The organism is Pseudarthrobacter sp. YAF2, from assembly GCF_052113345.1.
Lineage (GTDB): Bacteria > Actinomycetota > Actinomycetes > Actinomycetales > Micrococcaceae > Arthrobacter.
The window spans coordinates 130,530-155,473 of sequence record NZ_JBFRDA010000002.1 but is presented as its reverse complement, the minus strand read 5'-3'; the positions used below and the strand labels follow the sequence as shown (position 1 = coordinate 155,473).

Sequence of the window (24,944 nt, the reverse complement as noted above, 5' to 3'; positions counted from 1 at the left end):
GATGCAAGTGCCGGCGGGTCGCCGGAACCCAACGTGGAGAGGCCAGGGACGTGACGTACGTAATCGCGCAGCCGTGTGTGGATGTTAAGGACAAGGCATGCATCGAAGAATGCCCCGTGGACTGCATCTATGAGGGCGAGCGTTCGCTGTACATCCATCCGGACGAGTGCGTCGACTGCGGCGCCTGCGAACCCGTCTGCCCGGTGGAGGCCATTTACTACGAGGATGACACCCCGGATGAGTGGGCTGACTACTACAAGGCGAACGTCGAGTTCTTCGATGACCTTGGATCCCCGGGCGGCGCAGCCAAGATCGGCAACACGGGCAAGGACCACCCCATGATCGCCGCGCTGCCGCCGCAGAACCAAGACCACTGACCCGGACGAAAGCCGTGACAGCAGCAGTGAATTCGTTTGGCCTGGCCCTGCCCGATTACCCCTGGGAGGCCATGGCGCCGTACGTGGCCAAAGCCTCCGAGCATCCCGGGGGAGCGGTCAACCTTTCCATCGGAACCCCCGTCGACCCCACGCCGCAACTGGTCCAGGACGCCCTGAAGGCTGCCGCCGACGCCCCGGGCTATCCCACCGTGCATGGCACACCGGCGCTTCGGGAAGCCATCGCCGGCTGGTTCGAACGGCGGCGCGGAGTGTCCGGCCTGGATCCCCGCAACATCATGCCCACGGTGGGTTCCAAGGAACTCGTTGCGTGGCTTCCGCTGCTGTTGGGCCTCAAGCCCGGCGACGTCGTCGTACGCCCCAAGGTGGCGTACCCCACGTACGACATCGGAGCAACCCTTGCCGGAGTCACCTCGGTGGCCACGGATAACCTGGACGAGCTCGACGACGCCACCCGTGCCCGCGTTCGCCTCATCTGGGTCAATTCGCCCGGCAACCCCACTGGCAGCGTGCGGGACGCGGAGTCCCTGAAAGCGCTGGTGGTCCAGGCCCGTGAACTGGGTGCCGTGGTTGCCTCCGACGAATGCTACGCAGAGCTTGGCTGGGGGGACTGGGACGTCCAGCGCGGCGGCCGGCGGGTGCCCAGCATCCTTGATCCCCGCGTGGCCGGCGGCTCGCACCAAGGCCTGCTTGCCGTCTACTCGCTGAGCAAGCAGTCCAACCTGGCCGGCTATCGGGCGGCATTCGTGGCCGGCGATCCCGGCTTGATGCCCAACCTGGTCAACAGCCGCAAGCATGCGGGCATGATCGTCCCCTACCCGGTCCAGGAGGCCATGCGGGTGGCGCTGGGCGACGACGCGCATGTTGAGGCCCAGAAGGACCTCTACCGCGGCCGGCGTGAACGGCTGGTGCCTGCGCTGCTGGACTTTGGCCTGCAGATCAAGGAATCCGACGCAGGACTGTACCTCTGGTCTACCGCGGGCGAGGACACCTGGGACACGGTGGCCCGGCTCGCCGACCTGGGCATCGTGGTGGGCCCGGGCGTCTTCTATGGTGACGCCGGCAACGGCTTTGTCAGGGTTGCCCTGACCGGCTCCGACGAGCGCATCGACGCAGCGGTGGCCCGGCTGGCAGGAGCGGGCTCCTAAGGGCACGTAATATTCGTGTGACTCGTCCCACATCCGGGGCATTTTAGGCCGTATCGGCTGGCCGCGGATTAGTGACACCCGCCAAGGAGCGGTAGTTTTTAAGTGACTATCAATGGTGGCTTTCTACAAGAAGGCAGCCCGGGTGTTGGAACCTGTCTTCTCAGGATCAGTGCGCGGCTCACCTGATGTTGGATCAAGCTTTCGACAGAGGCCCAGACGCCTCATGAAGGGGACTCCATGACTGAGACCAACAATGCTGCGACCCTGCTCCATGCAGGTGGTGAGCTGAAGCTCCCGCGCATCCAGGTTGTTGAAGGGAACGAGGGTTACGACGTCTCCAAGCTGCTGAAGCAGACCGGCGCCGTGACTTTTGACCCCGGCTTCATGAACACCGCAGCAACCACCTCGGCAATCACCTACATCGATGGCGATGCGGGCATCCTGCGCTACCGCGGATACCCCATCGAGCAGCTGGCCCAGCACTCCAGCTTCCTTGAGGTGTCCTACCTGCTGATCTACGGCAACCTGCCGACGCCCACCGAGCTGGACGAGTTCGACCAGAAGATCCGGCGCCACACCCTGCTGCACGAAGAGCTCAAGGGCTTTTTCGGCGGCTTCCCCCGTGACGCCCACCCGATGCCGGTGCTGTCCTCCGCAGTATCCGCCCTGTCCACGTTCTACCAGGACTCGCTGGACCCGTTCAACGCCGAGCAGGTGGAGGTTTCCACCATCCGCCTGATGGCCAAGCTGCCGGTCATCGCCGCTTACGCGCACAAGAAGTCCATCGGCCAGCCCATGCTCTACCCGGACAACTCCATGAACCTGGTGGAGAACTTCCTGCGCCTCAGCTTCGGCCTGCCGGCCGAGCAGTACGAACTGGACCCGGTCATCGTCAAGGCACTGGACCTGCTCCTCATCCTCCACGCGGACCACGAGCAGAACTGCTCCACCTCCACGGTGCGCCTGGTGGGCTCCTCCAATGCCAACCTCTTCGCCTCCGTTTCCGCAGGCATCAACGCCCTCTTCGGACCCGCCCACGGCGGCGCCAACGAGGCCGTGCTGAAGATGCTCCGCCAGATCCAGGCTGAGGGCCTCAAGCCCGAGGACTACATGGAGAAGGTCAAGAACAAGGAAGACGGCGTCCGCCTCATGGGCTTCGGGCACCGCGTGTACAAGAACTACGATCCGCGCGCCAAGATCGTCAAGGCCACGGCCCACGAGATCCTCAGCAAGCTTGGCGGCAACGACGAGCTGCTGGACATCGCCATGCGGCTGGAGGAGAAGGCGCTCAGCGATGACTACTTCATCCAGCGCAAGCTCTACCCGAACGTGGACTTCTACACCGGCCTGATCTACAAGGCGATGGGCTTCCCGGAGAAGATGTTCACCGTCCTGTTCGCCATCGGCCGCCTGCCGGGATGGATCGCGCAGTGGCGTGAAATGATCAGCGACCCGAACACCAAGATCGGCCGCCCGCGCCAGCTGTACATCGGCGAGCCGGAGCGGGACTACCCCGCCCGCTGAAGCCAGGCATGACGACGTCGGCCGCCCACCTCAGGTGGGCGGCCGTTTTTGCGTTAATCACCATCCATTGCTCCGTACTCGTCGTTTTCGGTCTCCGAAACGGCAAGTGCGGAGCAATCGATGGGTTCAGGAGGCGTAGCCCTGCGGGTTGTTCTTCTGCCAGCGCCAGTGGTCCTCGCACATCTGGTCCACGGTCTTGGTGGTGGACCAGCTCAAATCCGCCAGCGCGGACGTGGCGTCCGCCCAGAAAGCCGGAAGGTCGCCCGCGCGGCGGCCGGTGATCTCATAGGGGATGGGCTGGCCGACGGCCTTTTCGAAGGAGCGCAGGACCTCGAGGACGGAGGAACCTTTGCCGGAGCCCAGGTTCCAGCGGAAGACGCCGGTGCGCGCGGCGATGTGGTTCAGTGCGGCCACGTGACCTTCCGCCAGGTCGACGACGTGGATGTAGTCGCGCAGGCAGGTGCCGTCCGGGGTGTCGTAGTCGCCGCCGAACACCATGAGTTTCTCGCGGCGGCCCACTGCCACCTGGGCGATGAACGGGACCAGGTTGTTGGGAATGCCCTGGGGGTCTTCGCCGATCCGGCCGGACGGGTGGGCGCCCACCGGGTTGAAGTAGCGCAGGAGTGCTATGTGCCAGCGGGTATCCGCTGCGCCGAGGTCTGAGAGGATGTCCTCGATCTGTTCTTTGGTGCGCCCGTACGGGTTGTTGGCGCCGATCTCCATCTTTTCCACGTACGGGATGGGGTTGTGCTCGCCGTAGACGGTGGCTGATGAGCTGAACACGATGGAGCGGACGTCGTGCCGGTCCATGACGCGGATCAGGTTCAGGGTGCCTACAAGGTTGTTGTAGTAGTAGTTCAGCGGCTCCCGTACTGACTCGCCGACGGCCTTGAGGCCGGCGAAGTGGATCACGGCATCGATGGCGCTGCCGGCAAAGACCTTTTCGACGGCGTCCTCGTCCACCAGGTCGACGTGGTGGAACTCGGCGGCCTTGCCGCTGAGCTCGGCAACCCGCCGCAGCGACTCTTCGCTCGAGTTGACCAGGTTGTCGATGACAACGACGTCGTGGCCGGCTTCCTGCAGGGAAAGAACAGTGTGGGAACCGATGTAGCCGGTGCCACCTGTAACCAAGATTTTCATGCCTCAACGCTATCCCACGGCAGGCGCAGGCCGCCCCTGCTTTCCGGATGGCGGGCGCGATGTGACACCCGGAAAGAAGCACAAGTGTGCTACTAAGGATGGTGCCCAAAATTGTTGATGCAGATGCCAGGCGGCAGGACGTGGTCCAGGCGGTTCTCCGGATCATTGCCGTTGACGGACTGGAACGTGCCTCGCTGCGCGAAGTGGCCGACGAAGCAGGCCTGGCGGTCGGTTCCGTTCGGCACTACTTCGCGGGAAGCGAGGAACTCCTGGCCTTCTCATTCGGGGCAGTGGTGGACCGCATCGTCAGCCGGCTCCAACGACTGCTGCCCGCCGTGGACGGGGCCGGCCCGGGCAGCCCGGAACACCGCCAGGCCGTTATAACCCTGCTGGGCGGGTTGTTGCCCCTGGACCAGGACAGCGCGGTGGAGGCGTGCGCGTGGCTGGCCTTCAAGAATGCGGCGCGGATCAGGCCGTTCCTTGCTGCTGTTGCGGACCGCAGCCACCGGGAGGTCGCTGCCGTCGTCGGGCGTGTGGTTGCCTCGCTGCTGCCGGACGAACCGCAGGAAAACCTGGTGGTGGAGGCGGAGCGGTTGCTGGCAACGCTGGACGGCCTGAGCATGCACGCTTTGCTGCAGCCGGGCTGGATGACTGCGCAGATGTGCGGCGATGTCCTTGAGCGGCACCTGGACGGGCTGGCACGATGAGCCGTACCTGGAGCATGTCCGGCACTACCGCGGATGGCCTGCGGGAATAGACTGAAAGCCGGTACGCCGGACTGCAGCACGACGCCCGGCAGAAGTCGGCCAGGGAAGGACTTTGAATGCACCACGCAAGCGGTTCAGGATGGCAGATCACCACGGATACGTCCGGGCCGATGATGATTGCTCTCTACGTCCGGGACGCGGCCGGCCTCAACGGAGTGGGCCGTCCAATGCTGTCCCACGCGGCCCCCAAGGTCAGGCCCGCCGACCACGCCCACCTCACCGCAGAGGTCGGTGGACTGAGTGCCCTGAAGACCGAGTGGGAGGCCTGGTGGGAGCAACTGCTCAAGGCGTACCCACAGACGGCGCCCGAGCTCTCCCCGCCGGATTTCGAGGCGTTCGGCAATTCCCCTGCCCTGCAGCGGGTCCTGCAGGCGCACTTCGGCTCTGCCCTCACCTGGGCCAGGGAACGCAGGAGCGAGTATGCCGAGCTGGAGGGGGAACGGGGCGCCAGCGGAACGGACCAGCTTATTGCGGACATGGTGGATGACAGGCTGATGGAAATCGGCCGGGATTCGAGGGATTTCCGCCTGACCATCATCGAACTGCCGCTGGACGAGCAGCGGGCCTGGTACCTGGAACCGGACAAGATCATCATGAGCCAGGACCTGATGAGCCAGCCTGAGCTGTTCCGCAGCTACGTCCAGCCGGTGCTGGAAATCCTCGTCTGACCCCGCAGCCTCAACTGCCGCCGTCGTTCTGCCGTACCGTGATGCGCACCCGCCCGTCCGCCGTGGTCGAATCCTGCCAGCCGTTGCCGCCCGAACGCAGCCAGGCTTTCCCGGCAACGTCAACGCGGGTCACGGACAGGTCCTTTGCATTGGCGACTGCCCACTGCGCGATGGACCACGCCATCGCTCCGTCGGCTTCCACCACCAGGGTGTCACCGTCAGCCTGGGAATCAACGCCGCTGTAGGCCTGCTCCAGCTCGCCCGCCACCGCGGCCGCGTCCCCTGCGGCCGTTGCCGAGCGCAGCGTGCACTGGACCCCTTCCGGTGTCTGGCCGGTCAGGCCGGAGGCGAACGCCCGCCCCATGTCCTCATGCTGGGCGTAGGCCTCGGGATGGGCGGAGCGCTGGACCCGCTGGGCGGCGTCCGTGATGTCGAGTGCCTCGTACCCCGGAATCTTCACCAGTGCGTCGTAGAAGGCGTTCACGGCGTAGTACGGGTCCATGATTTGTGCTTCGGTACCCCAGCCCTGGGATGGCCGCTGCTGGAAAAGTCCCCGCGAATCCGGTCCGGCTTGGTCACCGTGGCCGATGTTGCGGAGCTTTGACTCCTGCATGGCAGTGGCAAGGGCGATGGTGGCAGCCCGGGCAGGCAATCCCCGCCGCACAGCCACAGCGGTGATGAGGGCGGCGTTGGCCGCCTGGTCCGGCGCCAGCTCCCCGGTGCGGTTGCCGGCTGAGGCGGTGCAGCGTTCCGAAACGAGGGTTTCGGAACGCTGCACGAAGTACACCGCGGTATAGATGCCGCCCGCTGCCAGCGCGAGGGCAAGCAGCAGCACCGCCAGGCGGCGCAGGCCGCGTCTGCGTCCCACCGAAGGATCAGTTGGCGTGCAGGGCGTCGTTCAACTCAACGGTCTGTCCGGCGCGGGGGAGGGCCTCGACGGCGCCGGTGGTGGAGTTGCGGCGGAACAGCAGGTTGGGCACGCCGGAGAGTTCGGCGGCCTTGACGATCTTGGTGGTGTCTTCGCCTACCTCGTCCTTGGGCCCGGGGATGCGTACGCGGGTGCCTGCCGTGACGTAGAGGCCGGCTTCGACAACGGAGTCGTCGCCGATGCTGATACCCACTCCGGAGTTGGCACCGAGGAGGACGCGCTCACCGATGGTGATCTTCTCCTTGCCGCCTCCGGACAGGGTGCCCATGATGGACGCACCGCCGCCGACGTCGCTGCCGTCACCTGCCACCACGCCGGCGGAAATGCGGCCCTCCACCATGGAAGTACCCAGGGTTCCGGCGTTGAAGTTTACGAAGCCCTCGTGCATGACAGTGGTACCGGCGGCGAGGTGCGCGCCAAGGCGGACCCTGTCGGCGTCGGCAATCCGGACACCGGTGGGCACCACGTAGTCCACCATGCGCGGGAACTTGTCGATGCCGTAGACGGTGACGGCGCCGCGCCTGCGGAGCTTGGCGCGGGTCAGCTCGAAGCCTTCGACGGGGGCGGGGCCGAAGTTGGTCCACACGACGTTGGGGAGCTTGCCGAAGATGCCGTCGAGGTTGATGGTGTTGGGCTGGACCAGCCGGTGCGAGAGGAGGTGCAGGCGGAGGTAGGCGTCGGCGGTGTCCGCGGGGGCTTCATCGAGGTTGATCTGGACAAAGACCACCTTCTGCTCGGTCCCGCGGTCCTCGTCCGCGCCGTTCTCGGCAATGCGGGTCAGGGCCTCGTCGGCGTGCTCCACCGAACGGAGGTTCCCGGCCGCGACACCAAGCGCCGGTGCCGGGAACCAGACGTCCAGGATGCTTGCGTCGCCGGTGGCGATGGTGGCAATGCCAAAGCCGTAGGCCGAACGGTTATCGGGGTCTGTGGTGAGGGTTTCGGGCACGGCGGAGGAAGCGGTCTCAGTCATGTGCTCCAGTCTATCGAGGGGCGGCCAGGCGGTTCGAACTAGACTGGCTTCGTGACTGCTGAAACTGCCCCCGAATCGTCCGTGTCCATCCTTGACCTGCAGCAGGACGTGGCGTTGCTGACCGCAGCAGTGATGGACATCAACAGCGTGTCCGGCAACGAGAAACAGCTCGCAGACGCCGTGGAGGCCGCCCTGGCGGAGATCCCCCAACTGACCATAGTTCGCGACGGCGACGCCATCATCGCCCGCACCGAACTCGGCTTGGCCGAACGCGTGATCCTGGCAGGGCACCTGGACACCGTCCCGCTGCCCCAGACCGAGGGCTCCCGCGGCACAGTCCCCTCAACGTGGGACTCCGGAGTTCCGGGCGCGGGCATCCTCTACGGCCGCGGCGCCACTGACATGAAGGGCGGCGTGGCGGTCCAGCTGGCCCTGGCGGCAGGCTTGTTCGACGGCGGCAGGCAGCCCAAGCGGGATGTCACGTTTGTGTTTTACGACCATGAAGAAGTGGAAGCGGTGAAGAGCGGCCTGGGACGCCTGGTCCGGAACCATGGCGACCTGTTGCAAGGTGACTTCGCCATCCTGCTGGAGCCAACGGACGGGACAGTGGAGGGCGGCTGCAACGGGACCAGCCGGTTCGAAGCCACCACCATGGGGGAGGCGGCCCATTCGGCCCGCGCATGGATGGGCAGCAACGCCATCCACGCCGCGGCGCCCATCCTTGCCCGCCTCGCGGCCTATGAGCCACGTACCGTCAACGTTGACGGCCTCGATTACCGCGAAAGCCTTAATGCGGTGAAGATCAACGGCGGCACGGCCGGCAACGTCATCCCGGACCGATGCGTGGTGGAGATCAACTACCGATTTGCCCCGGACAAGACGCCGGACCAAGCGGAAGCCCACGTCCGGGAACTGCTTGCCGGCTTCGACGTGGTCCGCACCGACGCTGCCGCCGGCGCCAGGCCCGGCCTTCAGCACCCGGCTGCGGCCTCCTTCGTTGCCGCCGTGGGAGCCGAGCCCAAGCCCAAATACGGCTGGACCGACGTCGCCCGCTTCAGCGAACTGGGCATCCCGGCGGTGAACTTCGGCCCTGGTGATCCGCTGCTGGCGCACAAGGACAACGAGCACGTTTCCGCCGACGCCATCCGCACGTGCCTCCGGGCCCTGGAGGAGTGGCTCGCCGGCTAGGACGGCGGCCCGTTGAGCACGAGCCTCTGACTCGGAGGTGAAACGCGGGAAGGGCCCGGAACCTTACGGTTCCGGGCCCTTCCCCTCGACGGTGCAGCCGGTGCTGGTTATACCTCGGCGGGAACTGCAGCCGCTGGTATGACTGCTGCGCCGGGCTTGCGCGAGAGCCTGCGCTCCAGCCATTTGGCGAGTGCGGCCAGGATCAGGCACATTCCCACATAGAGCACGGCGGCAACAATAGCTGCCGGGATAATGGGTGATCCGTACTGGATCTGGCTGCCGAAGTACTTTGCCTGGAAAAGGATCTCGTTGTAGGTAACGATGAACCCGAGAGCGGTGTCCTTCAAGATGACCACCAGTTGGGAAATGATCACCGGAAGCATGGACCGGACGGCCTGGGGCAGCAGGATGCTGGTCATGACCTTGCTCTTGGGCAGGCCGATCGCATACCCGGCTTCGCTCTGGCCCCTCGGCAGCGACTCAATGCCAGCGCGGAAGACCTCGGCAAGGACAGACCCGTTGTACAACACCAGGCCGGCAACCACGGCGGTGAACGGCGTGATTCCCTGGATCCCGATGGTGGGCAGGCCGTAGTAGAAGATCATCATCAGGATCAGCAGCGGAACGGCGCGGAACAACTCCGTGAAGCCGTAGCACGGAGCACTGATCCAGCGCCGGTCGGACAACCGGCCAAATGCCAGCAGCACGCCGAGGATCAGGCTCAGGACTGCCGCGGTGGCGAAGGCGGACAGGGTGGCACCGACGGACTGGGCAATGGTCTGCTGCACCAGCGGGAAGGTGAACAACTGCCACTTCTTCGCGTCGAACTGGCCGCTCTGGGCCAAACGCAGTACGACGAATCCGACGATCAGCAGGATCACCAGGGCGGTAACGACACCAAGAAGCCGGTACCGGGAGCGTGCCTTGGGACCGGGGGCGTCAAAAAGGATTGAACTCATCGTGAAACCTTCCACTTCTGTTCAAGCTTTCGCTGCAGCGCGGAAAGGATGAATACAAGGATGATGAACACCAAGGCGACCCACAGCAGGCCGGTCAGCGCGGGCTCGCCGCGCTCGGAGAGGTTTGCGCGGATGGCGCCGGCTTCAAAGACAGAGAAACCGGCGGCGACAGTGGTGTTCTTGAGCAGGGCGATGAACACGCTGAACATCGGTGGGATGACGGCGCGGAAAGCCTGCGGCAGGATCACAAGGGTCAGTGTTTGGGTGAAGGGCAGGCCGATGGCGCGGGCAGCCTCGGCCTGGCCTACCGGCACGGTGTTAATGCCGGAGCGGACAGCTTCGGCCACGTAGGTGGCGGTGTAGAGGCTCAGGCCAATGATGGCGGCGGTCGTGAAGTCGATCGGCACCAGGCCCAGCTTCGGGTACCCGAGGGCGAAGAAGAAGAGAACCAGCGTCAGCGGGGTATTGCGCACCACGTTGACGTAGAGCGTTGCCGTCGCGCGCATGGCGGGAACGGGGGAGACCCGAAGGGCGGCAACGACGGTCCCGAGGACCAGGGCGAAGATCGCCGAGAAGAAGAAAAGTATGAGTGTGTTCCGGAAACCCGTTATGAAGAGATCCGAATTGTTCAGCAGCGTATTCACAGAATCGTCGCTTTCGACAGTGGAAGAGGGGGCGGCTGCGTGGCCGCCCCCTCAACTTTGGTTTAGTAGTTCTCTACCTTGGGCTGTTCGACCTTCGTGCCCGACTGGCCCAGCGTCTGGTCGTAGATCTTCTGCCACACGGAGTTACCGTCGGTGAACGTCTTGTTCATGAACTGGCGCAGCGCGGTATCGCCCTTCTTCAGGCCGACGCCATACTTTTCAGTGGTGAACGGCTGGCCGACAACCTTCAGGCTGTCCGGTTCCTGGGCAGCGTAGCCGAGCAGGATGGCCTGGTCGGTGGTGACCGCGTCTACCTGGCCGCTCTTGAGTGCCTCGACGCACTGCGAGTAGGTATCAAACTCAGTGGTCTTGGTGTCCGGGAAGTTTGCCTTGATGTTCTGGATCGGAGTGGAACCCGTGGCCGAGCAGACGTTCTTGCCCGAGAGATCCTTCTCGCTGTTGATGCTGGAGTTGTCCTTCTTCACCAGCAGGCCCTGTCCGGTGACGAAGTAGGGACCAGCGAAGTCGATCAGCTGCTTGCGCTTGTCCGTGATGGAGTAGGTGCCGACGTAGTAGTCGATGTCGCCGTTGGTGATGGCGGACTCGCGGTTGGCAGACGGGATCGGCTTGAATTCGATCTTGTCCTTGCTGACGCCCAGGGATGCAGCGATCCACTTGGCGATTTCGATGTCAAAGCCGGTGTACTCGCCGGTCGCTGCGTCCTTGAAGCCGAGGCCGGGCTGGTCCTGCTTAACGCCGATGCGGACCTTGCCGCTGGACTTGATGGCGTCGTAGGTGGGGCTGCCCGTCAGGGTGACGTTGTCAGCAACCTTGTACGGAGCCTCGTCCGAGCTGGAGGGAGCCGTGCCGCCGCCTCCGGAACCACCACAGGCGCTGAGGGAAAGAGCCAGCGCCGCGGTTGCCGCTACAAACAGTGGCTTCTTCCGGGTAAAGAAGTTCTTCATCAGATACCTTTCATTGGTCGGCCGCCCGCGGCGGCCGGAGGGGTGCGGTGTGCTTAGTGGGTGAGGAGCTTGGACAGGAAGTCCTTGGCGCGGTCGCTCTTCGGGTTGGTGAAGAACTCCTCCGGCGCCTCGTCTTCGACGATCTGGCCGTCAGCCATGAAAACCACACGGTCTGCAGCCTTGCGGGCAAAGCCCATCTCGTGGGTGACCACGATCATGGTCATGCCTTCCTTGGCCAGCTGGACCATGACGTCCAGGACCTCGTTGATCATTTCGGGGTCCAGCGCGGACGTGGGCTCGTCGAACAGCATGACCTTTGGCTTCATTGCCAAGGCGCGGGCAATTGCCACGCGCTGCTGCTGGCCACCGGAGAGTTGGGCGGGAAGCTTGGGCGCCTGCTGGCCGACGCCTACGCGCTCCAGCAGGGCCATGGCCTCTTTTTCAGCCGCCGCCTTCGACGCCCCCTTGACCTTGATGGGTCCAAGCGTGACGTTTTCAAGGATGGTCTTGTGCGCGAACAGGTTGAAGGACTGGAAAACCATTCCGACGTCGGCGCGGAGCCTGGCCAGCTCTTTGCCTTCTTCCGGCAGGACCTTCCCGTCGATGCTGATGGTTCCCCCCTCGATGGTCTCCAGGCGGTTGATCGCCCGGCAGAGGGTGGACTTACCGGAGCCCGAGGGTCCGATGACCACAACAACCTCGCCCTTGCGGACCTGGAGGTTGATGTCCTTCAGAACGTGCAGCTGGCCGTAATGCTTATTAACGGCGTTCAGGGAGACGAGAGCATCGCCGGGCACATGAGTAGTCATAGGAAAGAATCTAGCGAACAACGGAGGGTTATGACGCCAATCACCCCAAGTTCATGCCGATCGTGATTCAAGAGATACCTGGAGTTGGAGGTTAGCCTAGGGGAATGAGTACCAACGCAGATCCGGCCAAGACTTCCCAGCCACGCCGCAAGGGTCCCCTTGAGCTCCGCCGCAAGCAGGCCGCCGTGGAAATGTCTGACCAGCATCTGCTCGATACAAAGGGCCCCGGCCAGTTCGTCCATACCGACCCCTGGCGGGTCCTGCGGATCCAGAGCGAGTTCGTCGAAGGATTCGGTGCGCTGGCGGACATCGGAAAGGCCGTCAGCGTTTTTGGTTCAGCCCGGACCAAGCCCGGCAGCAAGTACTACGAAATGGGCGTAGAGGTGGGGCGCAAGCTCGCCGAGGCCGGCGTCGCTGTCATTACCGGCGGCGGACCCGGGTCCATGGAGGCGGCCAACAGGGGCACGGTGGAAGGCAACGGCGTATCGGTGGGCCTGGGCATCGAGCTGCCCTTCGAGCAGGGCCTGAACCAATGGGTGGACCTGGGGATCAACTTCCGTTACTTCTTTGCCCGCAAGACCATGTTCGTCAAATACGCGCAGGGCTTTATTGTGCTGCCGGGCGGCCTGGGCACCCTGGATGAGCTGTTCGAGGCCATGGTCCTGGTCCAGACGCGGAAAGTGACGTCCTTCCCGATCGTGCTCCTGGGCGTGGAGTTCTGGGGCCCCATGATCGAATGGATCCGGGGCACCCTGGTGGCCGAAGGAATGGTCTCGGAAAAGGACCTGGACCTCATCCAGCTCGTTGACGATCCCGCGGAAGCAGTGGACCGGGTGCTTCACGGCTCTGTGACCCCGTCGCTGAGCGGGGAGCAGCGGCCGGAGTAGCCCCGGGTCCGCGCTCAGGTGCGGATCCGCTCTGAGGGCCAATGGCCGGCGGCCATGGATCTGGCACGATGGGACGGTGAGTTTCTTTCTGGTATTCCTCGCCGTCATCCTGGTGGCTGCGGTCCTGTGGGCCGGCCTGGGCCGGCGCTCCCGCGTTAGCGGCGGTGCCGGGCTGCCGTCACTGCTGGGCGGCGGCCTCGAAGATCCGCCCGCAAACCTCCCGCCCGTGCTGCTGCCCGCGCACGCCGGGCCGGAGGACGTGAACCAGCTGCGGTTCTCGCTCGGCCTGCGCGGCTACCGGATGGACCAGGTGGACCAGGTCCTGGAGGACCTGCGGGACCAACTTGCCGTCAGGGACCGGGAATTGGCGGAGCTCCGCGGCCGGCTTGCCGCTTTGGAACAAGACGCCCCCGATCAGGATTCCGACGACGGCACGCAGGATTCCGACGTCGGCCCGGACACCCCCGCGGACCCGGCACGTACTGAGCCCGGCACCGCCGTGGATGCGGCCGCGGAAGCCCACGGCACCGCCGTACCGGGGACGGGTGGCCCGTGAGCACGGTGGCCCGCCGCAGCCCGATGGCGTCTGCCAACGATGTTGTCCACCGGGCAGCCTCCGCCGTCCGCGGCTGGCCGTGGTGGATCCAAACCACTGTCCTGTATGCGGCCAGCCGCGTGGTGTCGGCGTGCATCTTCATGGCCGCGGCGCTCCATCAGGGCGTCAATCCCTGGTTCCCGCCAAAGCCGGACTACTGGAACTTCATCAACATCTGGGATGCCCGCTGGTATGCCCAGGTCATCGCCAACGGCTACCCTTCCGTCCTTCCCACTGACGCTGCCGGAAACGTGCAGGAAAACACGTGGGCTTTCTACCCGCTCTTTCCCGCCCTGGCCGGCGGCCTCAGCAGACTCACCGGCTTGAATCCGGCCGCTTCGCTCACCCTGATCGCCATGCTGGCCGGCTGGGGAGCCGCGTTGCTGGCCTATCTCCTCTTCCGGCAGAAGGCGGACCACGGCCAGGCCCTGTGGGGCGTGGCGTTCTTTTCCAGCTTCCCGGTGTCGGCCGTGCTGCAGGTGCCGTACGCCGAGCCGTTGTCCCTCCTGCTGCTCGCATGGGCCCTGCTTCTGGTGCTGCGCCGCCAGTACCTGTGGGCCATCCCGGTGGTGTTCCTGCTGTGCCTGTCCCGGCCTGTGGGCGTTCCCTTCGCGGCGATGGCAGGCCTGCTGCTGGTCTTCCGGGCAGTTGCCTGCTTCCGGGCCGGCCGACGGCCCGGTACCGTCCGGGATGCGGCTGAAGAAGCCCATTCGGTCCTGGACCTGGCGGCACTGACCGGCCTCACCGCCGTCGCCGGTGTATCAGCGCTGGTCTGGCCCGCGGCAGCATGGGCCGCGACAGGCGACCCGCAGGCCTACACCAAGACCGAAACGGTGTGGCGGGGGCAGGACCTGGTGCCGTTCAAGCCCTGGTTCGATACCGGCGTCGAACTTTTCGGGCCCGTCCTGGGCCTGCTGGCCCCGGTGGTTTTCGTGGCGCTGTTCGCCGGGATGCTGTTCCTTCCCCCTGTGGTGCGGCTCGGTACCGAACTCCGGCTTTGGTGTGCCTGCTACATGGGATACCTGCTGATGTTCCTGCACCCGCAGACCAGCACCTTCAGGATGCTGCTGCCACTGTTTCCATTGGCCTTGGGAGCTGTCTTCCTGTCCCGGTCCAGGGCCTACCGCGGAACCGTGGTGGTCATGTTCCTGCTGCTCCAGGTCGTGTGGATCGTCTGGCTCTGGGCCTGGGCCCAGCTGCCGGGCGGGGGCGATTATCCGCCCTAGCAAATGGGGCTTCCGCGCAGGTCAGGGCAGGAATAGCAGGTGCGCGGAAATGTCCATCGATTAGCTACGCGCGGGTAATTCCGGGATAATGATAGGTAAGCAAGGACACAAGCATCCAGAAAGTGCGCAGCCTTGGCGGCCACCACCCCGCCACAGCGGCCTGATCGACATGCGGACACAGCCCGCCCGGGCTGGTTAGTCCTGGAACAAAATGGAGGGGAATTCCTCATGGCGGCTATGAAACCACGCACCGGCGACGGCCCAATGGAAGTCACCAAGGAGGGCCGCAGCCTGATCATGCGCGTCCCGCTCGAAGGCGGCGGGCGCCTCGTTGTCGAACTGAATGCTGCCGAGGCAGCCAACCTCAGGGAATGCCTGGTAGGCGTTACCGAATAGTCCTGCCGGACAGGGTCCGCGGCCTCGTGCTGCGGGCCCTGTCCTGTTTCCGGACTATTTCTTGACGGCCACCAGCAGGCCGTCGCCGGTGGGAAGCATCGCCGAAGCCAGCCGGTCGTCGTCGCGGACGGCCCTGCCCACCTGGCGCAGCACCACGGTGGTGGCCTCGCGGCCGGCCGGATTGGCCACCTTGTCCTTGTCCAGGGCGTCATTGATGATCAGCAGGCCCGACCTCTTGAGGAGGCGGATGGCCTGCTCCACGTAACCGGGCAGTCCGGGCTTGTCCGCGTCGATGAAGACCAGGTCGTAGGCGCCGTCGGTGAGGCGCGGCAGGACATCGCCCGCACGGCCGGAGATGGTGCGCGTGCGGTTGGCGGGACTGCCGGACTCGGCAAACGCTTCGCGGGCGGCCCTGAGGTGTTCGACGTCAACGTCAATGGTGGTCAGGACGGCGTGCGGGCCAAGGCCCCGCAGAAGACAGACGCCAGAGACGCCGGCGCCGGTGCCGATTTCGACGGCGGTCTGGGCTTTCGACGCAGCCGCCAGGACCGTGAGAACGGCGCCGACACCGGGGCTGATGGCGCCTACGCCTAATTCGAATGAGCGTTCCCGGGCCCGAAGCATGACCTCATCCTCAGCGGGCAGATCTTCTGCATAGGACCAGCTGCTGGACTTGTCGGCGCTCATGAATTATCGCTTTCTGGGCGTGAAGGGGGAGTGTCCCCTTTAGCCTACTGTGTCCGGCCCTCCCGGCCCGGGAAGGAACTGTTGCGCCGAAGGCTGAAGTTACCCAGCGGTCAGGAAATTCCCAGCCAAGTTTGACATGATTAGTATCCGCTCATCCAAAAGGTGACCGGCGCCGAATCAGAGATGTCAACAGTATCCGGGCGTTAGCATTCCACGAGGGGAGTGGACGATGTCATCTTCAGTAGTGGCACCTGTCCCTGCAGTCAACAATCCCGATGATGAGTGGGTCCGTCCCACCTGGGAAGAAGTGGTCACCAATCACTCCGCGAAGGTCTACCGGCTGGCCTACCGCCTGACCGGGAACAAGTTCGACGCCGAGGACCTTACCCAGGAGGTGTTCGTTCGTGTCTTCCGCTCGCTGGAAAACTTCAAGCCGGGCACCCTTGACGGCTGGCTGCACCGCATCACCACCAACCTGTTCCTCGACCAGGCGCGCCGGAAGACGCGCATCCGCTTCGACGCCTTGGCAGAAGATGCGGAGTCCCGGCTGCCTGGCCGCGAGCCCGGCCCGGAGCAGAGCTTCGAGCTGAACAACCTGGACCTCGATGTCCAGGCGGCTCTGGAGGAACTCCCGCCGGACTTCCGTGCCGCCGTCGTCCTGTGCGACCTCGAAGGCCTGTCCTACGACGAGGTTGCCGAGGCACTCGGCGTCAAGCTCGGCACCGTCCGTTCCCGTATCCACCGCGGCAGGACCATGCTCCGGGAAAAGCTGGCACACCGTGACCCGCGCCCGCAGCAGGGCCGCCGCAAGCTCTCCATGCCGCGCATCGCGGGCATCCTCTGAACGGCGCATGAGGTCCCAGTTTCCTTTCGGCGGCAGGCACCAGCGCTCCGGCAGCCACCTTGAGGCGTGCCAGGAGTGTGCTGCCACTGTCCGCCGGGAACGGCAATACCTTGAGCGCCTCCGGCAGGCCCCCGTTCCGCCTGCCAGCCAGGACCTGACGGCACGCCTGCTGTCGCGCACCCACGAACTCGCGGCGCAGCCGGAGCCGCCCGCGAGCCACGGCGGAAGCCGGATGGCCGCCCGTGCCCTGGCGTTCACCGCAGGAGGGACTATGGCAGCAGCCGGTGTCCTGGCTGTGGGGGCCTTCACTGCCGCCGGAGACCCGGTGGCAGGCAAAACGTCCGGAACGGAAGCCGCGTTCTCCCATGTCTCGTCGCAGACCCCGGCGGACGGCCGTCCGCTGGATTCTGCGCAACTTGCTTCGCTGCGTGCCGAAGGCTGGGCCTGCCCTGACCTGCAGGCCCTGGGATTCCACCTCGAAGCTGCCAAGGCGCTGTTGGTCGAAGGACAGCCGGCGGTGGAGCTGCGCCTCACTGACGGCGCCCATCACGCCACCGTCACCGAACAGCACCCTGCCAGCCAGGACGCCGCCCCGTCGCCGGCGTGGGCCACCTCCCCGGCATCCGCAACCTACAGGGCGGCCGGCCTCACCATCACGTACCGCTCGGACCTGCCCGCCGGGCAGGCCGACGACGCCCTGCCGATCCTGAAACATGTGGCCGACGCCGCCGCCGAGGGTGTTGCGGCGGCCGTTCCCGAGCCGTCGGCAGGGGAGCCCGGGGAAGCGCTGGAGTCACGGCTGGAGCGCGGAATCAACAAGATTGCGGCGCTGTTCACCCCGTGATGCGGCCTGTTTCCCCGTCCGCCGGACGGGAATCGTCACTGGCAGCCCGGAGAGGGTAATCTTCCTAAAGTGTTTGGTATCAACGGCCCGGAATTCATTATTCTGCTGATCATCGGAGTTCTCGTGATCGGCCCACAACGGCTGCCCGAATATACCCAGAAGCTGGCAAACCTGGTCAAGGAAGTCCGCCGGATGGCCTCCGGAGCCCGGGATCAAATCAAGGAAGAAGTGGGCATCGACATCGACGATGTCGACTGGAAGAAGTACGATCCCCGCCAGTACGATCCCCGCCGCATCATCAAGGAAGCACTGTTCGACGACGACACCAAGCCCGTCAGCGCCGGTGCACCGGCGGCGGTGGCTGCGGTTTCCGGCGCGGCAGCTGTGGCAGGCCCGGCACCCGAGCGGCCCGAACGGATCGTGCAGCGGCTCGCCCCCGGTGAAACCGCACCGTACGACACAGAAGCCACCTAGGACGCCGGCTCAGCGCGGCTGAAGGCCCAACTTCATCCCGGCAAGGCCCCGAGGCTTGGCAGCAAGCTGCGCCGCAATACCCGCCAGCGCTCCACCTGCCGCGGAATCGGGATTTCCGAGCACGATAGGTACCCCGGCGTCGCCGCCTTCGCGGAGCTGGATATCCAGCGGAATCTGGCCCAGCAAAGGCACCGGCACGCCGAGTGTCGCGCTGAGCCGCTCGGTGAGGACCGTTCCGCCGCCGCTTCCAAACAATTCCATCCGGCCGCCGTCGGGCATGTCGAGGTACGACATGTTCTCAATGACCCCCGCGATCTTCTGGCCAGTCTGGGTTGCGATCGCACCGGCGCGTTCGGCCACATCGGCCGCCGCCGCCTGGGGCGTGGTGACCACCAGGATCTCGGCCTTGGGCAGCAACTGGGCCACCGAGATGGCGATGTCCCCGGTCCCCGGGGGAAGGTCCAGGAACAGGGCGTCAAGGTCGCCGAAGTAGACATCGGTGAGGAACTGTTCCAGCGCGCGGTGCAGCATGGGTCCCCGCCAGGCCACGGGCTGGTTGCCGGTGACGAACATGCCGATGGAGATGACCTTCACGCCGTAGGCAACAGGGGGAAGGATCATGTCATCCACCTGTGTGGGGGACTGCGTGATCCCCATCAGCGCCGGAACGGAGAAACCGTAGACGTCGGCGTCGACGATGCCCACACGCAGGCCCTGGGCGGCCAAGGCGGTGGCCAGGTTGACGGTAACCGAGGATTTTCCCACCCCGCCTTTGCCGCTGGCCACCGCGTAGACCTGGGTCAGCGAATCCGGCTGGTTGAACGGGATGGTGCGTGCGCCGCCGGGGCCGCGCAGCTTTTCCTTCAGGGCGTCCCGCTGGGCCTGGTCCATGACCTTGAGTTCGACGTCGACGGCGGTGACGCCGGGTACGGCGAAGAGGGCCTTGCGGGAATCTGCGGTGATCGTGTCCCGCAACGGGCAACCCGCAATGGTGAGCAGGACTGCCACCGTGACCCTGCCGTCGTCGGAGACCTGGACGGAGTCCACCATGCCCAGTTCGGTGATGGGGCGGCGGAGCTCAGGATCGATGACCGTTGCCAGGGCGCTGTTGACATCCTGGAGCAGCGGGGAGTCGCTAACTGGTGGCGGATCCATGGGGACGCTCACGGGAGGGGCCTCGGCTTTCGGGCTGGTGCGGCGGATGGCCGGCCGATCAGGGCCGGACTAGCGTTCATTGGTGGAATGGCCGGGTTTAACCCGGGGAATCTGCTGGGTTCGGGGCCCGCGTTGCCGGTCCCGCTGCTCACGCAGTTTGTCCTTTACCTTGTCCCGGGGTGACTCATGCGAACCGTGGCCGGAGTCGTCGTGCGTCCTGAGTTCCTCTTGTGCCTCCAGCATGTCCTCAAGGAGCGAGCGCAGCTCTGCCCTGACGTAGTCGCGGGTGGCAACCTCACGCAGCGCGATCCGAAGGGAAGCAAGTTCGCGGGTGAGGTATTCGGTATCGGACAGGTTGCGTTCCGCGCGTTGCCTGTCCTGCTGCAGCGATACGCGGTCACGGTCGTCCTGCCGGTTCTGGGCGAGCAGCAGAAGGGGCGCCGCGTAGGAGGCCTGGAGCGAGAGCATCAGGGTCAGCAGGGTGAAGCCGAGGTCCCTTGAGTCGAACTGCCATTCCGCAGGGGCCCAGGTGTTCCAGCCCAGCCAGAAGATGCAGAAAATCGTCATGTACACCAGGAATTGCGGTGTACCCATGAACCGGGCGAACCCCTCAGTGGCGTGCCCGAAGGCGTCAGGGTCGGGGCGGAACGTTGGCAGGATCCGCTGCCGGCCACTCAGTGGCGTGTCAAGGCTGCCTTTCGCTTCCGCTTTGGCCAGGTTCCGCTGGCTGGGGTTCTTCGGAGCGCTGTTATCAGCCAATGCGGCCACCGAGCTTCCTTATCGGGGCTTCGCCATCATGGGCGCGCCAGTCGTCCGGCAACAAGTGATCCAATACGTCATCAACAGTCACCGCCCCCACGAGCCGGCCGGCGTCATTGACCACCGGGAGGGAGTTCAGGTTATAGGTGGCCAGGGTCCGGGCCACCTCGCTGATGTGGGCCTGGTCTGACAACGGCTCAAGGTTCTTGTCCACGAGGTTTCCCAATGCCTCGAACGGCGGGAAGCGGAGCAACTGCTGGATGTGCACCACTCCCAGGAAACGGCCCGTGGGCGTTTCCAGCGGCGGCCTGGCAATGAAGATCGACGACGCAAGCGCGGGGGAGAGCTCCTCGCGCCGCACGTGGGCCAGGGCTTCGGCCACGGTTGCTTCCGGCGGCAGGATAACGGGCACGGGCGTCATCAGGCCGCCCGCGGTGTCCTCGTCGTATTCGAGCAGGCGGCGCACGTCCTCGGCGCCTTCGGGTTCCATCAGCTGCAGCAGTTCCTCAGCCTGGGCGGAGGGGAGTTCGCCGAGGAGGTCGGCGGCGTCGTCAGGGTCCATCTCTTCGAGGACGTCAGCGGCGCGCTGGACATCCAGCGCGGAGAGGATCTCCACCTGGTCGTCCTCCGGCAGTTCCTGGAGGACGTCCGCCAGCCGCTCATCCTGCAGTTCGCTCGCTACCTCAAAGCGGCGCTTGTCGCTCATCTCCTGAAGGGCCTCGGCGAAGTCCGCCGGCTTAAGGTCCTCGTGGTTGGCCACGAACTGGGTGGCAGCCTGCGGCTCGGTGCGCGGACCCTGCTGGGCGTCGGCCCAGTCAATTATCAGGGTCTCGTTGCGGCGCAGCCGGCTGAGCGGGGACAGCGAGTGTCCGCGACGGACAAAGAGCTTGCTGACGAACCAGTCCCGGGATCGGTGCTGGTCCATGGCGATGTCTTCGATCGTGGCGTCGCCGCTGCCGTCCCGCAGCGTGACTCGCCGGTCGAACATTTCAGCCACCACCAGGGTTTCCGCGCCGCGCTGTTCGAACCGGCGCAGGTTGACCAGGCCGGTGCAGATCACCTGTGTCTGGTCGATCGAGGTGATGCGAGTCATGGGCACAAAGACGCGTTTTTTCCCCGGAACTTCCACCACGATACCCACCACGTGCGGCGCTCCCTGGGTTCCCCGGGACAGCACAACAACATCGCGCAGCCGGCCCAGGCGGTCGCCCAAGGGGTCGAAGACGTCCAGGCCCAGGAGGCGTGCCACGAAGACACGGGTAGGTGTTGTGCTCACCACTACAGGCTACCGAGTCTGCTCTCTTTTAGCTGAATTTACAGGCAGCACCCATCTGGATGGGCAAGAATGGGTGTATGTCCAACATATTTGGTGCTCCCAAGACCGGCGGCCCCAACGGACCGGATGACGCCCGGGCCGTACCCACCGGTGACACCGTAGGCTCCTACACCTCCTATCTTGACGCCCAGAAGGCGGTTGACTACCTGGCGGACCAGCAGTTCCCGGTCCAGATGGTGTCCATCGTGGGCAATGAACTGAAGATGGTGGAGCGGGTGACGGGGCGCCTGAGTTACCCCAGGGTGGCCCTTTCGGGCGCCCTGAGCGGCATGTGGTTCGGCCTGTTCGTAGGGGTCATGTTGTCCTTCTTCGCTCCTTCGCCCGGCTACTTCTCGATCATGACGTCGGTGCTGATGGGTGCTGCCTTCTTCATGCTCTTCGGCATCGTCACGTACGCGATGCAGCGGGGCAAGCGGGACTTCACCTCCACCAGCCAGGTGGTGGCCACGAGCTATGACGTCATCGTGGCCCCCGAGGCAGCCCACGAGGCCCGGCGCCTGCTGCAGCAGCTGCCGATGTCCCGCTCGGACGCGGCGTCCGGACACGGCCCGTATACACTGCATGACTACTACAACCAGCCGTACCAGCAGCAGCACCAGCAACAGCCCGGTCAGGAGCAGCACCCGGGCCAGGGCCCGGCGCGGCCTGCCGGCTGGAACGATCCCTATGGCCAGCGGCCGCCTGCCGCACCGGCGCAGGAAGGCCACGAATACCCGGACGCCGAAAGCCAGCAGCAGGTTGGACAGCAGCACGACGACGGGCAGCAGCAGCCGGCGCAGCCGGCCAGAGCGGTGCGTTACCCCGACCTGCCGGATGGTCGCCCGCAGTATGGCGTCCGGCTGCCGCAGGGCCCCGCGGCTGACGACGCGCAGCACGGCTCAGCCGGCCCGGAAGACGCCCACGAGGCGGCCGCCCACTCCGCCACGGGACATAACCCGGAGCACCGGGCCGGGCAGTACGGTCCGGATGATGATCAGCGCCACGGCGGCAGCGGACAGTAGCGCCGCCCGGGGCCGCAGAGCGTCAAAGCGACTGACTACCCAAATAACGAAGGCAGTACAAAAAGAGCGTGGCCGCCGGACTCAATCCGGTGGCCACGCTCTTATCCGTATTTGCCTGTGTCAGGCCTCATCGGTCCGGTAGATGCCGGCCATCCAGTTTTCGACGTCATCAACCTTGCGCGGCAGGGCGGCGCTGAGGTTGACGGGGCCGTCAGCGGTCATGAGGATATCGTCCTCGATCCTCACGCCGATGCCACGGTACTCCTCGGGGATCGCCAGGTCTTCCGCCTTGAAGTAGAGGCCCGGTTCAATCGTGAAGACCATGCCTTCGGTGAGGATGCCGTCCAGGTAGAGTTCCCGCTTGGCCTGGGCGCAGTCGTGCACGTCAAGGCCCAGGTGGTGGCTGGTTCCGTGCGGCATCCAGCGGCGGTGCTGCTGGCCCTCCGGGCTGATCGCTTCTTCCACGCTGACCGGCAGCAGGCCCCATTCAGCCAGGCGTTCGGCCAGGACCGTGGTCGCCGCGGTGTGGATATCGCGGAATTTCGTTCCCGGCTGCGCGGCTGCGAAGCCCGCGTCCGCGGCGTCCAGGACTGCCTCGTACACTTTGCGCTGGATATCGCTGAACGTGCCGCCGGCAGGAATCGTCCGGGTGATGTCCGCCGTGTAGAGCGAGTCCGCCTCCACACCGGCGTCCAGGAGCAGGAGGTCGCCGGCGTGGATCCGGCCGGTGTTGCGGGTCCAGTGCAGCACGGTGGCGTTGTTGCCGGAAGCCGCGATGGTGTCGTAGCCCAATTCGTTGCCAACTTCGCGGGCACGGGCGAAGAACGCTCCCTCCACCACGCGCTCGCCGCGGGCATGCGTGAGCGCCCGGGGCAGGGCCTTCACAACCTCTTCGAACCCCTCAACCGTTGCGGACACGGCGGTCTTCATCTGCTCGATTTCCCACTCGTCTTTGAGCAGCCGCAGTTCGGAGAGCGCTTCGCTGAGTTTCTCGTCCAGGGCATCCAGGACTTCAAGGTCCAGGTTTTCCGGGTCCTTGGCGGTGTTATACCGGGCCGTGTCCACCAGGGCGTCAATGTTTTCGTCCACCTTGCGGACCAGGCGGATGGAGATGCCGCCGATCTCCGGAGCGCCAACGTCCTTGGTGATGGCCGTCTCGAGCTGGTCGATGTGGGCGGTGGGCAGCCCCAGGCGGGCCTCGAACTCTTCCAGGGTGGGCCGCGCCCCGATCCAGAACTCGCCGGAGCGGGAGTCGGCGTAGAACTGTTCGGTGTCCCTGCCGGCCAGCGGCCGGAAGTACAGCGTCGCGCGGTGGCTGCCGCCGTCGTCGCCGTTCCCTTCCTCCACCGGGTCCAGGACCAGGACGGCGTCCGGCTCGTGGTCCAGGCCGAGACCGGTCAGGTGCGCGAAACCGGAATGCGGGCGGAAGCGGTAATCGCAGTCGTTGGAGCGGACCTTGGGCGGCCCCGCGGGGATGACCAGCCGTTCGCCTTTGAACTGGGCGGAGATCGCCTTGCGCCGGGTTGCGGCGTAGCGGGCGACGGCGTCGCGCTGGGGAAGTTCCTGGCTGGGCGGTGCCCAGTTGCTGGCCATGAAGGCCTTGAAAGCGTTGGAACTGGGCCGCTGCGAGCGGTTGTTGACGCGCTCCTCCAGCGGCTGGGAAGCAGAGTTCGGGGTGTTATCGGCATCGTTCACGGCACCATCGTCTCACCAGCTTCGCGGCTAAGCGAACAGGCTCCGGTGCCGGAGGTGCGCCGTCCACTAGTCTGGACAGGTGAGGATTGACCTGCATGCCCACTCCAACGTCTCCGATGGTACGGAGTCGCCTGCCGACGTCATGGCCTCGGCCGCCCGGGCCGGCCTGGACGTGGTGGCCTTGACCGACCATGATTCGACGGCGGGTTGGGCCGCGGCTGCCGCAGCCGCCGTCACGAACGGGCTGGCCCTGGTGCCCGGCATGGAAGTTTCCTGCCGGACCGAGGAAGGCATCAGCGTCCACCTCCTGAGCTACCTGCACGACCCCACCCACCCGGGCCTGTTGGAGGAGATCACCAAGGCGAAGGATTCCCGGCTGACCCGCGCCGAACGGATGGTCACCATCCTGGCCGAGGACTACCCGCTCACGTGGGACGACGTGATCCACCACGTGGCACCCGGCGCCACCCTCGGCCGGCCGCACATCGCTGATGCCCTGGTTGCGGCGGGCGTGGTGGAGGACCGCTCCGAGGCCTTTGCCTCGATCCTCACCTCCCGGTCGCGGTACTTCATCCCGCACTACGCACCGGACCCGGCCACCGCCGTCGAACTTGTCCGTGCCGCGGGCGGCGTGCCCGTCTTTGCCCATCCGGTTGCCACGGCCAGGGGACGGATCGTGGGAGAGCGGACCTACCGCGACATGATCGACGCCGGCCTGGCCGGCCTGGAGATCAACCACCGGGACAATCCGGAAGAAGGCCGTGCGTTCTTGCGACGGCTCGCTGCCAAGCACGGCCTGCTGGTCACCGGCTCCTCCGACTACCACGGCACGGGCAAGCCCAACCTGCTTGGCGAGAACCTCACTGCCCCCGACATGCTGGCGCGGATCGAGGAGCTTGGCACCGGAGCCGCAGTCATCCGCCCCTGATGACTGCAGCGG

27 protein-coding genes are annotated in these 24,944 nt (G+C 65.6%); 15 read left to right on the top strand and 12 right to left on the bottom strand.

The annotated features are described in order from the left end of the window. Window positions 1-50 precede the first annotated feature (50 nt). From fdxA to AB4Y79_RS02645, 3 genes are all read left to right on the top strand, one after another. Window positions 51-377, top strand: coding sequence for a ferredoxin (gene fdxA, locus AB4Y79_RS02655; RefSeq protein ID WP_009356972.1), 327 nt, complete (start codon window positions 51-53; stop codon window positions 375-377). 14 nt (window positions 378-391) lie between these two features. Next, the gene (gene dapC, locus AB4Y79_RS02650; protein WP_308930405.1) at window positions 392-1,543 is read left to right on the top strand and encodes a succinyldiaminopimelate transaminase; all 1,152 of its coding nucleotides are present in this window, start codon (window positions 392-394) and stop codon (window positions 1,541-1,543) included. Window positions 1,544-1,780: 237 nt separating this feature from the next. After that, a complete protein-coding gene (locus AB4Y79_RS02645) occupies window positions 1,781-3,067 on the top strand; it encodes a citrate synthase (protein ID WP_056334606.1) in 1,287 nt (428 codons plus the stop codon). A gap of 126 nt (window positions 3,068-3,193) precedes the next feature. On the opposite strand, the gene galE is transcribed toward AB4Y79_RS02645, so the two are convergent. Further along, complete coding sequence (gene galE / locus AB4Y79_RS02640) at window positions 3,194-4,207, bottom strand: UDP-glucose 4-epimerase GalE (protein ID WP_441858524.1); 1,014 nt, start codon at window positions 4,205-4,207, stop codon at window positions 3,194-3,196. A gap of 101 nt (window positions 4,208-4,308) precedes the next feature. On the opposite strand from galE, the gene AB4Y79_RS02635 reads away from it, so the two are divergent. Both AB4Y79_RS02635 and AB4Y79_RS02630 read left to right on the top strand, forming a co-directional pair. Beyond that, window positions 4,309-4,914 carry a TetR/AcrR family transcriptional regulator gene (locus AB4Y79_RS02635; protein ID WP_441858522.1) on the top strand — a complete coding sequence of 202 codons (606 nt, stop codon included), beginning with the start codon at window positions 4,309-4,311 and terminating at the stop codon, window positions 4,912-4,914. A gap of 116 nt (window positions 4,915-5,030) precedes the next feature. Beyond that, on the top strand, window positions 5,031-5,642 hold the full coding sequence (locus AB4Y79_RS02630) for a hypothetical protein (RefSeq protein WP_441858521.1): 612 nt from the start codon (window positions 5,031-5,033) through the stop codon (window positions 5,640-5,642). Window positions 5,643-5,652: 10 nt separating this feature from the next. Here the strand turns inward: AB4Y79_RS02630 and AB4Y79_RS02625 are convergent, their stop codons facing one another. After that, on the bottom strand, window positions 5,653-6,510 hold the full coding sequence (locus AB4Y79_RS02625) for a hypothetical protein (protein WP_441858519.1): 858 nt from the start codon (window positions 6,508-6,510) through the stop codon (window positions 5,653-5,655). Window positions 6,511-6,517: 7 nt separating this feature from the next. Continuing rightward, window positions 6,518-7,540 carry a 2,3,4,5-tetrahydropyridine-2,6-dicarboxylate N-succinyltransferase gene (gene dapD / locus AB4Y79_RS02620; protein WP_441858518.1) on the bottom strand — a complete coding sequence of 341 codons (1,023 nt, stop codon included), beginning with the start codon at window positions 7,538-7,540 and terminating at the stop codon, window positions 6,518-6,520. 51 nt (window positions 7,541-7,591) lie between these two features. Between dapD and dapE the strand changes: the two genes are divergently transcribed. Then, window positions 7,592-8,728, top strand: a complete 1,137-nt coding sequence (dapE, locus tag AB4Y79_RS02615) for a succinyl-diaminopimelate desuccinylase (protein WP_441858516.1) — start codon at window positions 7,592-7,594, stop codon at window positions 8,726-8,728. Between the two features lie 107 nt (window positions 8,729-8,835). Here dapE and AB4Y79_RS02610 read toward each other — a convergent pair whose 3' ends face one another. The 4 genes from AB4Y79_RS02610 to AB4Y79_RS02595 all read right to left on the bottom strand — a co-directional run bounded on the left by AB4Y79_RS02610 (window position 8,836) and on the right by AB4Y79_RS02595 (window position 12,105). After that, on the bottom strand, window positions 8,836-9,687 hold the full coding sequence (locus tag AB4Y79_RS02610; RefSeq protein WP_441858515.1) for an amino acid ABC transporter permease: 852 nt from the start codon (window positions 9,685-9,687) through the stop codon (window positions 8,836-8,838). Continuing rightward, window positions 9,684-10,331 carry an amino acid ABC transporter permease gene (locus tag AB4Y79_RS02605; protein ID WP_285248740.1) on the bottom strand — a complete coding sequence of 216 codons (648 nt, stop codon included), beginning with the start codon at window positions 10,329-10,331 and terminating at the stop codon, window positions 9,684-9,686. The genes AB4Y79_RS02610 and AB4Y79_RS02605 overlap by 4 nt, the downstream gene beginning before the upstream one ends. A gap of 62 nt (window positions 10,332-10,393) precedes the next feature. Then, window positions 10,394-11,296 (bottom strand): glutamate ABC transporter substrate-binding protein, encoded by a 903-nt coding sequence (locus tag AB4Y79_RS02600; protein WP_441858513.1) that lies wholly within the window; start codon window positions 11,294-11,296, stop codon window positions 10,394-10,396. Window positions 11,297-11,349: 53 nt separating this feature from the next. Further along, window positions 11,350-12,105: an amino acid ABC transporter ATP-binding protein gene (locus AB4Y79_RS02595; RefSeq protein ID WP_441858512.1), complete on the bottom strand. Its 756-nt coding sequence runs from the start codon at window positions 12,103-12,105 to the stop codon at window positions 11,350-11,352. A gap of 104 nt (window positions 12,106-12,209) precedes the next feature. Between AB4Y79_RS02595 and AB4Y79_RS02590 the strand changes: the two genes are divergently transcribed. From AB4Y79_RS02590 to AB4Y79_RS02575, 4 genes are all read left to right on the top strand, one after another. Further along, window positions 12,210-12,992, top strand: coding sequence for a TIGR00730 family Rossman fold protein (locus tag AB4Y79_RS02590; protein ID WP_441858510.1), 783 nt, complete (start codon window positions 12,210-12,212; stop codon window positions 12,990-12,992). Window positions 12,993-13,068: 76 nt separating this feature from the next. Next, entirely contained in the window at window positions 13,069-13,548 is a 480-nt protein-coding gene (locus AB4Y79_RS02585) for a DivIVA domain-containing protein (RefSeq protein ID WP_441858509.1), read from the top strand. Next, window positions 13,545-14,813 (top strand): hypothetical protein, encoded by a 1,269-nt coding sequence (locus AB4Y79_RS02580; RefSeq protein WP_441858507.1) that lies wholly within the window; start codon window positions 13,545-13,547, stop codon window positions 14,811-14,813. Before AB4Y79_RS02585 ends, AB4Y79_RS02580 begins: the two co-directional genes overlap by 4 nt. A 228-nt stretch (window positions 14,814-15,041) precedes the next feature. Beyond that, window positions 15,042-15,209 (top strand): DUF3117 domain-containing protein, encoded by a 168-nt coding sequence (locus AB4Y79_RS02575; RefSeq protein ID WP_083435355.1) that lies wholly within the window; start codon window positions 15,042-15,044, stop codon window positions 15,207-15,209. Between the two features lie 54 nt (window positions 15,210-15,263). On the opposite strand, the gene AB4Y79_RS02570 is transcribed toward AB4Y79_RS02575, so the two are convergent. After that, entirely contained in the window at window positions 15,264-15,896 is a 633-nt protein-coding gene (locus tag AB4Y79_RS02570) for an O-methyltransferase (RefSeq protein ID WP_441858505.1), read from the bottom strand. Between the two features lie 229 nt (window positions 15,897-16,125). On the opposite strand from AB4Y79_RS02570, the gene sigE reads away from it, so the two are divergent. From sigE to AB4Y79_RS02555, 3 genes are all read left to right on the top strand, one after another. Continuing rightward, window positions 16,126-16,740 carry an RNA polymerase sigma factor SigE gene (gene sigE, locus AB4Y79_RS02565; protein WP_285244300.1) on the top strand — a complete coding sequence of 205 codons (615 nt, stop codon included), beginning with the start codon at window positions 16,126-16,128 and terminating at the stop codon, window positions 16,738-16,740. Window positions 16,741-16,747: 7 nt separating this feature from the next. Next, window positions 16,748-17,584, top strand: a complete 837-nt coding sequence (locus AB4Y79_RS02560; RefSeq protein WP_441858504.1) for an anti-sigma factor — start codon at window positions 16,748-16,750, stop codon at window positions 17,582-17,584. 69 nt (window positions 17,585-17,653) lie between these two features. Then, the gene (locus tag AB4Y79_RS02555) at window positions 17,654-18,058 is read left to right on the top strand and encodes a Sec-independent protein translocase TatB (protein ID WP_441858502.1); all 405 of its coding nucleotides are present in this window, start codon (window positions 17,654-17,656) and stop codon (window positions 18,056-18,058) included. Window positions 18,059-18,067: 9 nt separating this feature from the next. Here the strand turns inward: AB4Y79_RS02555 and AB4Y79_RS02550 are convergent, their stop codons facing one another. The 3 genes from AB4Y79_RS02550 to AB4Y79_RS02540 all read right to left on the bottom strand — a co-directional run bounded on the left by AB4Y79_RS02550 (window position 18,068) and on the right by AB4Y79_RS02540 (window position 21,248). Then, window positions 18,068-19,213, bottom strand: a complete 1,146-nt coding sequence (locus AB4Y79_RS02550; protein ID WP_441858891.1) for an Mrp/NBP35 family ATP-binding protein — start codon at window positions 19,211-19,213, stop codon at window positions 18,068-18,070. Window positions 19,214-19,282: 69 nt separating this feature from the next. Continuing rightward, the gene (locus AB4Y79_RS02545; RefSeq protein WP_441858501.1) at window positions 19,283-19,981 is read right to left on the bottom strand and encodes a DUF1003 domain-containing protein; all 699 of its coding nucleotides are present in this window, start codon (window positions 19,979-19,981) and stop codon (window positions 19,283-19,285) included. Then, window positions 19,965-21,248, bottom strand: a complete 1,284-nt coding sequence (locus AB4Y79_RS02540; RefSeq protein WP_285244305.1) for a magnesium transporter MgtE N-terminal domain-containing protein — start codon at window positions 21,246-21,248, stop codon at window positions 19,965-19,967. Before AB4Y79_RS02540 ends, AB4Y79_RS02545 begins: the two co-directional genes overlap by 17 nt. A 77-nt stretch (window positions 21,249-21,325) precedes the next feature. Here AB4Y79_RS02540 and AB4Y79_RS02535 point away from each other — a divergent pair, with 77 nt between their 5' ends. Next, on the top strand, window positions 21,326-22,309 hold the full coding sequence (locus AB4Y79_RS02535) for a general stress protein (protein WP_441858499.1): 984 nt from the start codon (window positions 21,326-21,328) through the stop codon (window positions 22,307-22,309). A 120-nt stretch (window positions 22,310-22,429) separates the two neighbouring features. Here the strand turns inward: AB4Y79_RS02535 and AB4Y79_RS02530 are convergent, their stop codons facing one another. Then, window positions 22,430-24,004, bottom strand: coding sequence for an aminopeptidase P family protein (locus AB4Y79_RS02530; RefSeq protein WP_441858497.1), 1,575 nt, complete (start codon window positions 24,002-24,004; stop codon window positions 22,430-22,432). A 79-nt stretch (window positions 24,005-24,083) separates the two neighbouring features. Here AB4Y79_RS02530 and AB4Y79_RS02525 point away from each other — a divergent pair, with 79 nt between their 5' ends. After that, window positions 24,084-24,932: a PHP domain-containing protein gene (locus tag AB4Y79_RS02525; RefSeq protein ID WP_441858495.1), complete on the top strand. Its 849-nt coding sequence runs from the start codon at window positions 24,084-24,086 to the stop codon at window positions 24,930-24,932. Window positions 24,933-24,944 lie beyond the last annotated feature (12 nt).